The following is a 12,487-nucleotide window of genomic DNA, read 5'->3' on the forward strand; positions in this document are numbered from 1 at the left end:
GGCGGCCGTCGCGTTCGCTGCGGACGTCGACGACGTGACCGCCCAGGCCACACGCCTCATCCGCCGCAGAGAGTCGCGCCGGTACCTTTCGTCATGCACATTCACGAGGTGGACGAGCGGGACAGCAGTCGGGAGAAGGCCGCCCAGGATCGGATGCGTGCTCTTCGGGGGTTGGACATCACCTCGTGACCGTGTCGCCGTTCACCGTAGAGACTGACCGCCAGCCCACCGATCACTCCTTGCGCACCGACCCTGACTGCCCCCGAGCTCACCGGTGACCCACGTCTCGTCCACGCCCCAGGAGGCAGCTGCACGGTCGGGGTCCTGTCGGCCTCGACGGGCGGTAGCGGTCCGCCCTCTCCTCCACATCCTTCGACCCCCGACACCGTTACCCGAGGCACACGGTGGGCTCTCGCTGTTCGGCGGTACTGATCGGCTCGTCGGGTCCGTGCTGGTGGAGAACCCTCCGGCCGCACGACGGGTAGCGCGACCAGCAGACGAGCCCGACCACCGGGGCGGCACTCCATACAGAAAGAGCACCGTGGGTGGTTGCCGCGAGGGGTGAGCTGCTGCTCCACTGTCCCCGGGCGCACGATCGACTCGGGACGGCCCCGAGACCCGCGAGCCGCCTCCGAGGCAGGATCTGATGAGACCGTTCCGCAGCCGTCGCACCCGTCGCAACTCCGCGACGACTGAGGTCGCCGCGCGGCTGCTGACCGCTCTGACCGTGACGGCCCTCGCCGCGGCCGCGCTGACCTCGACCGCCGCGGCGGACTCCGGCCCGAGTGGTGTCACCTCCGCACCCACGGTCCCGCCACTGCCCGCGGGCTGGACCCTCACCCGAACGCCCGGCGCGCCTGCCGAGCTCACCTGGCACGCGAGCGGCCCGGTGCGGATGGGTGACGCCGCGCTCGAGGTCAAGGCCGGGAGCACCCTCCTGGGGCGCGGGCGGGAGTCGTCGGACCTGCGGTCGGTGAGCGTGACGCTGCCGACCGGGCTCGACCCGGCGACCCTGTCCGGCGCTGACCTGTCGGTCAGCGCCGGTGCCCGACGCCTTGACCGAGTCGCGATCACCGCGGGCGCCGCCCCGGGCGCACGGCAACCAGCCAGCCCGCTCCCCGCCCAGGGACCGCCGGCCGCGGTCGACCCGGGCACCCCAGGCAGCCTGCCCACCGCCTCGGGGGAGTACGCCCTGCCCGGGCTGCAGGTGCCCGGCATCCCTGCGCCAGTGGAGGTGACGGCGCTCGTGGTCGGGCCGACCGTCGCCGCCGCGGGCACCTCGCCGCGTCCGCTCGTGCTCCTGCTCCACGGGCGACACGGCACCTGCTACACCACGAACGGCCTCGACAGTGGTGACTGGCCCTGCCCGGCCGGCTGGCTGCCGATCCCCAGCTACCGCGGCTACCAGCAGACCCAGGACCTCCTGGCCAGCCAGGGATATGTCACCGTCTCGATCTCGGCGAACGGCATCAACGGGCAGGACTTCGCCCTGACCGACGGCGGCGCCAGCGCCCGGTCGGTGCTCATCCGGCACCACCTGGAGCAGTGGCTGCGCTGGTCCGGGGCCGGACGGCGACTGGCCCCGGCGGCCGTCCGTGCCGTCGCCCCCGCAGACCTGAGCCGGGTGCTGCTCGTCGGCCACTCCCGCGGTGGCGAGGGCGTGAACCGGGCCGCGCTCGACTCCATCACCGGCCCCGCCCCCGGCTGGACCATTCGAGGCAACGTCCACATCGCCCCCACGGACTTCGGTCGCAACGTCGCCCCCGGGGTCCCCGCGGTAGTGCTCCTGCCGAGCTGCGACGGCGACGTCTCCGACCTGCAGGGCCAGAACTACGTCGACGACGGCCGCGACCTGGCCGGCTCACCGGGCGCCGACCCCGTGCTGCGCACCTCGCTGCTGGTCGTCGGGGCGAACCACAACTTCTTCAACCAGGAGTGGACGCCCGGAGAGTCCGCCGCCCCGTCCTTCGACGACTGGTACGACGGCTCCGGAACCCGCTGCGACACCTCGGCCGCCGACTCGGTCCGGCTGACCCCGGCCGCCCAGCGTCAGGTCGGGGCCACGTACGTCGCCGCGGCCGCGGCGCTGCTGCTCCGACGCGACCAGCAGATGCTTCCCCTGCTCGACGGCACCGGCACCGTGCCGCGGTCCGTGGGCAGCACCCGGGTGCTGACGGCGGCCCTCGGACAGAACCGTCGCCCGCTGGTCGTCCCGGCCGACCCGCTGCCGATCGTCACCAGCGGCGCCACCACTGCGCAGGTGTGCCGCACCGACGCCCCGAGCAGCATGGCCACCGGGTGCCCGGTCACCGGTCCGTCATTCGGTTCGTTCGCCTACACCCCCGGCGAGCCCAGCCGACGGGCCCTGAGGGTGTCGTGGACGGCACAGACCGGCGAGGTGCGCATCACCCGCCGCTCCCCCACCAACCTGTCCGGTGCGGCCGCCCTGTCGATGCGGGTCGCCAGCGACGCCCCCGCCGCAGCCCGGTTCGCGCTGCGACTCACCGACACGGCGGGGCGCGCGGTGACGCTCCCCGCAGTGCAGGTGACGAGCCCGCTGGACGGCGTCGTGGCCAAGGGGTGGGCCCTGGAGGTCCGCAGCCCCCTGACCGGCCCCGCAGTCGCGGCCAGCGGGATCAACCTGCGCGCCGTCACCCGGACGGACCTGCTGCCCCGCTCCCCCGACGGCACGATCTACCTGCTCGACGCCTGGAGCTGGTCGCCCGGCACCGTCTCCACGGCGCCGGTGCGGCTGCCCCGGGTCGACCTGGGCCCGCTGCAGGTCGCCGAGGGGGACGTCAGCGCCACCCTGCAGGTGCCCCTGCGCCTGACCGGCGACGTCAGTGCGCCGGCCCGGCTGTGGATCTCGCTGGGCCCGGACCCCAGCTCGCCCCGGGGTCGCCCCACGAGCAGGGTGGTGACCATCCCGGCCGGAGCCACCGAGGTGACGGTCCCGGTGCCCGTCGACGGCAACACCACCTTCGACCCGACCCGAGTGCGCTCCCTGATCGCCCAGACCATCTCGGGGATCGTCGTCGGCGACTACCAGGGTGAGGTGGCAGTGCTCGACGACGACCCGCCACCCAGAGTCACCGTGACCGCGATCGCCCCGGCGGTCACCGAGGGGTCGGCGCTGCGGTGGCGGATCGCCGTCGCCCCTGCGCAGCCGACGACGCTGTACCTGCCGCTGACGTTCGCGGCCGTGCCGGGCGGCGCAGAGCTCAGCACCGCTGACGTCCCGTTCGACTGGCTGCAGTCCATCGGCGCCAACGTCAGACCGGGGATGCGGCCACGCCCGTTGTCGGCTGCGGTCCCCCGCTTCGTCGTGCCGCTCTACGCAGGCGTCCGGACCGCCGACATCGTCATCCCGATCTCGACCGACGCCCTGACCGAAGGGGTGGAGTCGGTGCACGTCGTCGGGGACGCCGACCCGGTGACCGGCTTGCGCTTCATGTCGGCCCTCGACGTCACCGGCACGGTCACGGACGCCGGCTGACGCACCCCTCAGCCGGCTTGACGCAGCCCTTAGGTGGTCAGAGCATCACCTCCCCAGCGCTTTGGGGGGTGATTCTCTGGCTACCTACGCGGCCGGGCTCGGGCGGGTACGGTCGGATGGTGCCGCCTCCCTGCCCTTCGTCGACGCCGTCCTAGTGGCGCACGACCACGACCACGCGCTCCCCGCCGGACCGGACCACCGGAGGCGGCTCGCCGTCGTGCTGGGCGTCACCACGACGGTGCTCGTCGCCGAGGTCGTCGGTGCCGTGCTCACCGGCAGCCTCGCGCTGCTCGCCGACGCCGGCCACATGCTCACCGACGTCGCCGGGCTGGTGCTGGCGCTGGTCGCCGCGCACCTGACGACGCGACCGGCCGACGACCGGCGCACCTGGGGCTACCAGCGGGCCGAGACCCTCGCTGCCCTCGCCCAGGCGGCCCTGCTGCTGGCGGTGGGCGTCTACGTGCTCATCGAGGGCGTACGGCGACTCGTCTCGCCGGCCGACGTCGCCTCCGGCGGGATGCTCGTCTTCGGCGTCGTCGGTCTCGTCGGCAACGCGGTCTCGATCGCCCTGCTCGCCTCTGCCCGCTCGAGCAACCTCAACCTGCGGGCCGCCTTCCTCGAGGTGCTGAACGACGCCCTCGGCTCGGTCGCCGTCATCGTCGCCGCCGTCGTCATCGCGACCACGGGGTGGACCCGCGCCGACGCGGTCGTCTCCCTGCTGATCGGCGCCCTGATCCTGCCGCGCACCCTGACCCTGCTGCGTGACGCGGCCCGGGTGCTGCTCGAGAGCACCCCCACCGGGCTGGACCTGGCCGACGTGCGCCGACACATCCTCGAGCTGCCGCACGTGCAGGACGTGCACGACCTGCACGCCTCGCAGATCGCCACGGGACTGCCGGTGCTCACGGCTCACGTGGTCGTCGACGACGAGTGCTTCCACGACGGGCATCTCGCGGGCATGCTCGACGACCTGCAGGCCTGTGTCGCCGAGCACTTCGCGGTGAGCGTCGACCACTCGACCTTCCAGTTCGAGCAGGCGTCTCACGTCGGCCACGAGTCGTCCTCCCACCCCTGACGGCGCCCCAGCACCACCCGTCGGGACCTATGCCCCTGTCCGTGCGACCCACCGGGACACAGGCTGTTGGGGTGGCTGCGGACGACCCGAGGCCATCGACGAGAGGGAACCGCCATGATGTGGGGCAACGACGCCTGGAGCGCGACCGGCACGACGACGATGGGCCTGGTGATGCTCGCGTTCGCCCTCGTCGCCGTGGGCCTGACCGTCTGGGTCGTCCGCAGCCTCAGCGACCGCACCCGCCACCCCCGGCTCGCGGCGGGCCGCTGGCCCAGCCGGCCCTCGGCGTACGAGGCCGCCGAGCAGGTGCTCGCGCGCCGCTTCGCGGCCGGCGAGATCGACGAGGCGCAGTTCGACCGGGCCCGCGACGCCCTGCACCACGACCGGCCCGCCGATCGATCCTGAGGGTCGACGCCGCAGCAGCAGCCGGACCGCGGCTCGGTCATCGGGTCGTCACCCGAGCGACCTCCTTCCGGGGGCCTGCCCGTCGGTGGGTCAGGGCTGAGCGAAGGCGGGAGGGCTGGTGGCAGCCCAGCGGCAGTCCGGCAACCCGGCGTTCACCCGGACCCACCACAATGGCGTCGTGATCTCCCGACCCGCGCGAGTCCCGTGACCCTGCTGCGGGCCGACCACGCCCCCGCCCCGCGGACGCTCGTCGACATCCTGCGCGAGACCGTCACCGGCCTTCCCGACGCCATCGCGGTCGACAACGGACGCGGGCAGCTCACCTACCTCGAGCTGCTCGAGGCCGCCCAGGTCGTGGGTCGCACCCTCGCCGACCTGGGCGTCGGCCCCGGGGACCGCGTCGGGGTGCGGCTGCCGTCCGGCACCACTGACCTCTACGTCGCCATCCTCGGGGTGCTGCTCGCCGGAGCGGCCTACGTGCCGGTCGACGCCGACGACCCGCAGGAGCGGGCCACGCTGGTCTTCACCGAGAGCGACGTCGCCGCGGTCATCGGCGCCGAGCTCGTCGTCGAGCCGCGACACCTCGAGACGCCGGACACGCCCGAGACCCCCGATCTCCCGTATGCCGGTGAGCTCACCGACCCCTCGCCCACCGACGACGCGTGGGTGATCTTCACCAGCGGTTCGACCGGCACGCCCAAGGGCGTCGCCGTCAGCCACCGGTCGGCGGCCGGCTTCGTCGACGCCGAGTCGCGGATCTTCCTGCAGGACAAGCCGATCGGGCCACGCGACCGGGTGATGGCCGGCCTCTCGGTCGGCTTCGACGCCTCGTGCGAGGAGATGTGGCTGGCCTGGGCCCACGGCGCCTGCCTCGTGCCTGCCCCTCGGTCGCTGGTGCGCAGCGGCATGGACCTCGGCCCCTGGCTCGTCGCCAACGACATCACGGTCGTCTCGACGGTGCCGACCCTCGTGGCCCTCTGGCCCACCGACGCGCTCGCCGAGGTGCGCCTGCTCATCCTCGGCGGCGAGGCCTGTCCGCCGGAGATCGGCGCCCGCCTCGCCACACCGACCCGCGAGCTGTGGAACACCTACGGCCCCACCGAGGCCACCGTGGTCGCGTGCGCCGCCCCGCTGACAGGCCAGCCCCCCGTGCGCATCGGCCTCCCCCTCGACGGGTGGGACCTCGCGGTGGTCGACAAGGACGGCAGCCCCGTCGACCTCGGTGGCACCGGCGAGCTCATCATCGGCGGCATCGGCCTGGCCCGCTACCTCGACCCCGAGAAGGACGCCGAGAAATACGGCGCCATGCCGACCCTCGGCTGGGAGCGCGCATACCGCACAGGCGATCTCGTGCGTCACGAGGATGAGGGCCTGGTCTTCGTCGGTCGCCTCGACGACCAGATCAAGCTCGGCGGCCGACGCATCGAGCTCGGTGAGGTCGACAACGCCCTGCTCGCCCTGCCGGGTGTCACGGGCGCCGCCGCGGCCGTGCGTCGGACCGACTCGGGCAACAGCCTGCTCATCGGCTACGTCGCCACCGACGCCTCGTTCGACCAGGCGGCGGCGATGGCGCACCTGCGCGAGACCATGCCCGCAGCGATGGTGCCGCGCCTCGCGCGGGTCGACACGCTGCCGACCACGACCTCGGGCAAGATCGACCGCCCCGCACTCCCCTGGCCGCTGCCCTCCGACGGTGCCGGGGCGGACGTCCTCGGCGGCACCGCCGGGTGGCTGCAGACCCTCTGGGTCGACATCCTCGGCTCGCCCGCGACCACCGCTGACGAGGACTTCTTCGACGCGGGTGGCCGCAGCCTCACCGCGGCCCAGCTCGTCTCGCGGCTGCGCGAGCGCTTCCCCGAGGTCACGGTCGCCGACGTCTATGCCGCGCCCACCCTCACCGGTCTCGCCACCGTCCTCGACGCCATGGCCGCACCGACGACCCGCGTCGAGCGTCAGGTGGGTCGGGTCGCGCTGTCGACCCAGACGGGCCAGGTGCTGGCGACCGTCGTGCTGCGCACGGTGAGCGGGCTGCGCTGGCTGGTGTGGATCGGCGTGGGCAACGCGCTGCTGGGCGGCGTGTGGGGCCTGCCGTGGCTGCCGCGGGCCCCGTGGTGGGCCCTCGTGCCCGGCGTCGTGCTGCTCGTGACCGCCCCCGGCCGCATGGCGGTCAGCGTGGCCCTCACCCGGCTCGTCCTCGCCGGCGTGACACCGGGCGACCACCCCCGCGGCGGTTCGGTGCACCTGCGCGTCTGGCTGGCCGAGCGCATCGCCGACGAGCTCGGGGCCACCAACCTCGCAGGAGCACCGTTGGTGCGTCAGTATGCTCGCGCCCTCGGCGCCCACGTCGGCCATGACGTCGACCTGCACAGCCTGCCACCGGTGACGGGGTTCCTCAGCCTCGGCGACGCCTGCTCGATCGAGCAGGAGGTCGACCTGCGGGGCCACTGGGTCGACGGCGACGTGCTGCATTTGGGCCGGGTGAGCGTGGGTGCCGGGGCCCGCGTGGGCGCCCGATCGACCCTGCTCCCGGGCGCCGACGTCGGCGCCGGGGCCGAGGTCACCCCGGGCTCCGCGGTCTTCGGGATGGTGCCGGACGGGCAGTGGTGGTCGGGTGCGCCCGCCCAGCAGGGTGGCCCCGCTCGCGGTCCCTGGGACGACGAGCGGCCTCACAACCGATCCCTGTGGGTGGTCGCCTACGGCCTCTCAGCCGTCGTCCTCTCGCTGCTGCCGATCGTCGCGGTGCTCGCGGGCGCGGCCAGCGGCGCGGCCTACCTGCGGGGGGCGCTCGACCTGGGCGACTCCCTGCGGCGGGCCGTCACCTGGCTGCCCGTCGGCACGCTCGTCGGAGCTCTGACCCTGGCCCTGCTGGTGCTGCTCCTCACCCGCCTGCTCGGGCGGGGGCTGGTCAGCGGTCACCACCCGGTGCACGGGCGGATCGCCTGGCAGGCGTGGACCACCGTGCGGCTGCTCGACGAGGCACGCACGTGGCTCTTCCCGCTCTACTCGAGCACCCTCACACCAATCTGGCTGCGGGGGCTCGGTGCCCGCGTCGGGCCCGACGTCGAGGCGTCGACCGTGCTGCTGATCCCCGGCCTGACCAGCATCGCCGAGGGTGCCTTCCTCGCCGACGACACGCTGCTCGGCAGCTACGAGCTCGGGGGCGGCTGGCTGCGCATCGGTGAGGTCAAGATCGGCAAGCACGCCTTCGTCGGCAACTCCGGCATGACCGCTCCGGGGCGCAAGGTGCCGCGTCGCGGGCTGGTCGCCGTGCTCTCGGCCGCACCGGCCCGCGCCTCCGCCACGCGCGGCACGTCATGGCTCGGCAGCCCGCCCCAGCCGTTGCGCCGGGACGGCACGGTGGTCGACCGGTCGCACACGGTGCACCCGCCGCGCCGGCTGCGGGTGGCGCGGGCGCTGGTCGAGGCCTGCCGCATCGTCGCGGTCTGGGCGCACGTACTCCTCGTGGTGGTCGTGGTCGCTGCGCTCGAGGCGCTGGCCCGGAGCTCGTGGGGGATGGCCGCGGCATACGGCGGGGTCGTCCTCGTCGTGGCCGGAGCGGTGGCTGCGGGAGTCACCACCGCGGCGAAGTGGCTGCTGGTCGGCCGACTGCGCGCGGGCGACCACCCGCTGTGGAGCTCGTTCGTCTGGCGCAACGAGCTGGCCGACACGTTCGTCGAAGTACTCGCCGCACCGTGGTTCGCCCGGGGGGCGACGGGGACCCCTGTGCTGTCGATGTGGTTGCGCAGCATGGGTGCCCGCATCGGGCGGGGCGTGTGGTGCGAGACCTACTGGCTGCCCGAGGCCGACCTCGTCGAGCTGCGCGACGGCGCCACGGTGGGGCAGGGCTGCGTCGTGCAGACGCACCTCTTCCACGACCGGCTGCTCAGCATGGACAGGGTCGTCCTCGGCACCGGCGCGACCCTGGGCACCAACAGCGTCATCCTGCCCGCCGCCTCGATCGGGCGGCACGCTACGGTCGGCCCGGTGTCGTTGGTGATGAGAGGTGAGTCGGTGCCCGACAAGACGCGCTGGGTGGGCAACCCGATCGGCCCGTGGGCCGAGACCGAGCCCTCCCCTGCCTCCACGCAGCCCGCGTGAGCCAGGCCTCCGACGTCACGGCCGACCCCCTCGTCCCCCGCCACGGCGACCCGGCCTACGACGTCTCGCACTACGACCTCGACCTGACGTGGAAGCCCGCGGGCAACCACCTCACCGCCCGCGCGGTCCTCGACGTCGTCGTCGTGACGCCCGGCGAGCGCCTCGTGCTCGACCTGCACGTGCTGCGGGTCTCGAAGGTGACGATCCAGGGGGCCGAGCTGCGGCAGTGGCGGCACACTTCCGGTCGCATCGTGCTGCGCCTCGCGCGGCCCGTCGCGCCCGGCGCTCGGCTGCGGGTGACCGTCGCCTACGCCGGGGTGCCGCGCACCGTCCCCGGACCCGACGGCGACGCCGGCTGGGAAGAGCTCGAGGACGGCCTCATCGTCGCCTCCCAGCCGCACGGCGCGCCGTCGTGGTTCCCCTGCAACGACCGCGCCTCCGACAAGGCGACCTACCGCCTCGGCGTCACCGTCCCCTCCGACTACACCGTCGTCGCCAACGGGGTCCTGCTCGAGCGCACCCCCCGGCACAGCCGCACGACGTGGGTGTGGCAGGAGCGCCACCCGATGGCCACCTACCTCGCCACCCTCCAGATCGGCCGGTATGCCGTCACCACCCTCACCGCGCCCGACGCGACGGTGCCCGTGACGGTCGCCCACCCCGCACGGCACGCGCAGGCGGTCGGGCGCGCCTTCGGGCGCCAGGTGGAGATGCTCGAGGTCTTCACCCGCCTCTTCGGGCCCTACCCCTTCGACGGCTACGCGGTCGTCGTCACCGACGACGTGCTCGAGATCCCGCTCGAGTCACAGGGGCTGTCGACCTTCGGCTCCACCCTCGCGCGCACCGACTGGGGGGCGCAGCGGCTGATCGCCCACGAGCTGTCCCACCAGTGGTTCGGCAACAGCGCCACGCTCACGCACTGGCGCGACATCTGGCTGCACGAGGGATTCGCCTGCTACAGCGAGTGGATCTGGTCGCAGGAGTCGGGCGGCGAGTCGACGCACACCCAGGCCGTGCGCCACCACGGGAGGCTGACGTCCGAGCCACAGGACCTCGTCATCGCCGACCCGGGTGCCGACGAGCTCTTCGACGACCGGGTCTACAAGCGAGGGGCGCTCACGCTGCACGCGCTGCGGCTGACGATCGGCGACGACGCCTTCTTCGGCCTGCTGCGGCGCTGGCTCGTCGACCACCGCTACGGCTCGGTGACGACCACCGAGTTCATCTCGCTCGCGACGCTCGTGTCCGGCGCCGACGTGGGGCCGCTGCTGGCGAGCTGGCTCTACGACGCACCGCTGCCAGCGCTGCCACCGCTGCCTTAGCGCACCCGCGCACCCACGGGTTGAGCTAGCGCCGCCGGGGCTCCTCGGCGCCGTAGAAGCGCGCGACCGTGGTGATGCGCAGGCGCTCGGCGCACAGCTCGTCGTACTCCTCCAGCCACCGGCGTCGGGATGAGGACCAGCGGCTCTCGGGCTGGCGGGAGTGCCACTCCTCGAGCGTGATCCGCCACACGAGGTCGTCGACGACCACCGCGGCGAGACAGCCGTCGCCGAGGGCCTCGTCGACGGCCACGAAGCAGCCGGTGCTGGAGATGAACAGCTCAGAGATGGGGGCCGGAGGGGGCAGCGGCTGCGCCCGCGGTCGCAGGATCGCCGTCCACCAGGACTCCTTGGCCCCGTCGGTGCCTCGCGTGGATGGTCGCCTCATAGGACAACCATCGTCAGTTCGGGACCCGTTCTGAGGGACTTTGGTCCCCATGCCGCCGCGGACGTCGTCGCCCTCCGGCTGGACGAGGATCCGCACCGGGTTGCCCACGTGCTCCTGCAGCGCGCGGATGCCCTCGGCGCCGGCACGAGGACGTCGGTGACCTCGAGGGTGCGGGTCTCGGTGTCGAGGCGCTGGGCGCGCATGGTCGCGGCCCTCGTGGGTGTGCTCATCTGTCCACCCTCGCGCATCACACGCGGGGAGACTTGACTTCATCCGACGGTCACTCGACGCTGAACGACATGGCGATGATCCGGTCGGCGGGGCTGCGGGGATTCCGTCAGGTCGTCACCGGGCTGGGTGGCGACCCCGACGCGATGGCCCGCCGCGCCCGGCTCGACCCGTTGGCGCTCGACACAGACGAGCTGCTCGTCGACGACGTCGCCGTCGCCACGGTGCTCGAGCTCGCCGCCGCGTGGCTCGAGCGACCCGATCTGGGCCTGCTCGTCTCGCGCCACCAGGACATCAGCCTCCTCGGCCCCCTGGCCGTCGCCATCAGCAACGCCCCCACGGTCGGCGACACCCTCGATGCGACCTCGCGCTACATGTTCGTCCACGCCCCCTCACTGCGGGTGCGGCTCGCGCCCGACCCCCAGGGCGTTCGGGGCGTGAGTGCCCTGGTCTACGAGACGGCGCCCGGCCCGCTGGCGGCGCCGCGCCAGGTGATCGACATCTGCCTCGGCTTCCTCGACGGCCTGCTGCGCTCGGTGGTCGGCGGCCCCTACGGCCTGCGCACCGTCGAGCTGTCGCACGAGCCGCTCGCGCCGGTCAGCGTCTACGAGGAGTTCTTCGGCGTCCGTGTGCTCACCGGCCGGCCCGAGGCGCTGCTGCGCATCCCCACCAGCCTCGTCTCGCGGCCGCTCGAGGGGGCCGACCCCGGCATCCGGCGGATGGCCCTCGACTTCCTCGAGCGCCAGACCCCACCCGACGACGTGCTGGCCCCGCGGGTCGCCGACGCGCTGCGCCAGACCCTCGGCACCTCCGCGCCCGAGCTCGCCGCCGTCGCCTCGCTGCTCGCGGTGCACCCCCGCACGCTGCAGCGGGCCCTGGCCCGCGAGGACACCACCTTCGCCACGATCCTCGACTCCGTCCGCTGCGAGCGCGCGCACCACTACCTCACCACCACCGACCTGCCCCTGGGCCGGGTCGCGGCTCTCCTCGGCCTGTCTGAGCAGTCGACGCTCAGCCGCAGCGCCCGCCGCTGGTGGGGCTGCGCCCCCCGTGACGTGCGCCGCAGCCGTGCGCTGCCCCGGCCGCAGCACACCCCACCACTGCCCGAGGGGACGCGGTGGTGGGCGGGGTGACACCTGACGGGAGCACCGACGACCGGAGCCTCGCCATCGTCACCGAGCGCGGCCACCGCCCGTGGACGGGGGAGCAGGCGCAGGCCACCGGGTCGGAGGCCGTCACGGTCGACCCTCCGCCGCGTCACGCACCTGGCCCCGGCCGCCGATGCCGTGACGCGTCGAGGTCTGAGCGACCGGCACGCAACCGCGGTGACAAAAGGGTGGTCCCCTTCCGTCCTCACGACTAGCGTGTCGGCTGGACGTCGACTGGGCGTTCGCTGCACGGACCATGCAGGGGGCTGACCACCGGGAAGAGCCCATGTCCACCACCACGTCGGCGTCTCCACGCCCACTCCGCCCTCT

7 protein-coding genes are annotated in these 12,487 nt (G+C 73.6%); 6 read left to right on the forward strand and 1 reads right to left on the reverse strand.

What is annotated here, in order from left to right; translation table 11 throughout:
* Positions 1–646: 646 nt before the first annotated feature.
* The 5 genes from V3N99_08455 (at position 647) to V3N99_08475 (ending at position 10,396) form a co-directional block, all read left to right on the forward strand.
* Positions 647–3,496: a hypothetical protein gene (locus tag V3N99_08455; GenBank protein ID MEO3936776.1), complete on the forward strand. Its 2,850-nt coding sequence runs from the start codon at positions 647–649 to the stop codon at positions 3,494–3,496.
* A gap of 154 nt (positions 3,497–3,650) precedes the next feature.
* On the forward strand, positions 3,651–4,571 hold the full coding sequence (locus tag V3N99_08460; protein ID MEO3936777.1) for a cation diffusion facilitator family transporter: 921 nt from the start codon (positions 3,651–3,653) through the stop codon (positions 4,569–4,571).
* Between the two features lie 114 nt (positions 4,572–4,685).
* Positions 4,686–4,976: a hypothetical protein gene (locus tag V3N99_08465; protein ID MEO3936778.1), complete on the forward strand. Its 291-nt coding sequence runs from the start codon at positions 4,686–4,688 to the stop codon at positions 4,974–4,976.
* A 204-nt stretch (positions 4,977–5,180) separates the two neighbouring features.
* Entirely contained in the window at positions 5,181–9,074 is a 3,894-nt protein-coding gene (locus V3N99_08470; GenBank protein MEO3936779.1) for a Pls/PosA family non-ribosomal peptide synthetase, read from the forward strand.
* Positions 9,071–10,396, forward strand: a complete 1,326-nt coding sequence (locus V3N99_08475; protein ID MEO3936780.1) for a M1 family metallopeptidase — start codon at positions 9,071–9,073, stop codon at positions 10,394–10,396. Before V3N99_08470 ends, V3N99_08475 begins: the two co-directional genes overlap by 4 nt.
* 25 nt (positions 10,397–10,421) lie before the next feature.
* Here V3N99_08475 and V3N99_08480 read toward each other — a convergent pair whose 3' ends face one another.
* Entirely contained in the window at positions 10,422–10,781 is a 360-nt protein-coding gene (locus V3N99_08480) for a hypothetical protein (GenBank protein MEO3936781.1), read from the reverse strand.
* A gap of 299 nt (positions 10,782–11,080) precedes the next feature.
* Between V3N99_08480 and V3N99_08485 the strand changes: the two genes are divergently transcribed.
* On the forward strand, positions 11,081–12,142 hold the full coding sequence (locus tag V3N99_08485; protein MEO3936782.1) for an AraC family transcriptional regulator: 1,062 nt from the start codon (positions 11,081–11,083) through the stop codon (positions 12,140–12,142).
* The last annotated feature ends 345 nt before the right edge of the window (positions 12,143–12,487 follow it).

This window comes from Dermatophilaceae bacterium Soc4.6 (assembly GCA_039889245.1).
Taxonomy (GTDB): Bacteria; Actinomycetota; Actinomycetes; order Actinomycetales; family Dermatophilaceae; genus Lapillicoccus.

Excerpts from the sequence above, each read along its gene's own strand:
- V3N99_08455 (MEO3936776.1), top strand. The coding sequence starts at position 647 with ATGAGACCGTTCCGCAGCCGTCGCACCCGTCGCAACTCCGCGACGACT.
- V3N99_08465 (MEO3936778.1), top strand. The coding sequence starts at position 4,686 with ATGATGTGGGGCAACGACGCCTGGAGCGCGACCGGCACGACGACGATG.
- V3N99_08480 (MEO3936781.1), bottom strand. The coding sequence starts at position 10,781 with ATGAGGCGACCATCCACGCGAGGCACCGACGGGGCCAAGGAGTCCTGG.
- V3N99_08485 (MEO3936782.1), top strand. The coding sequence starts at position 11,081 with ATGGCGATGATCCGGTCGGCGGGGCTGCGGGGATTCCGTCAGGTCGTC.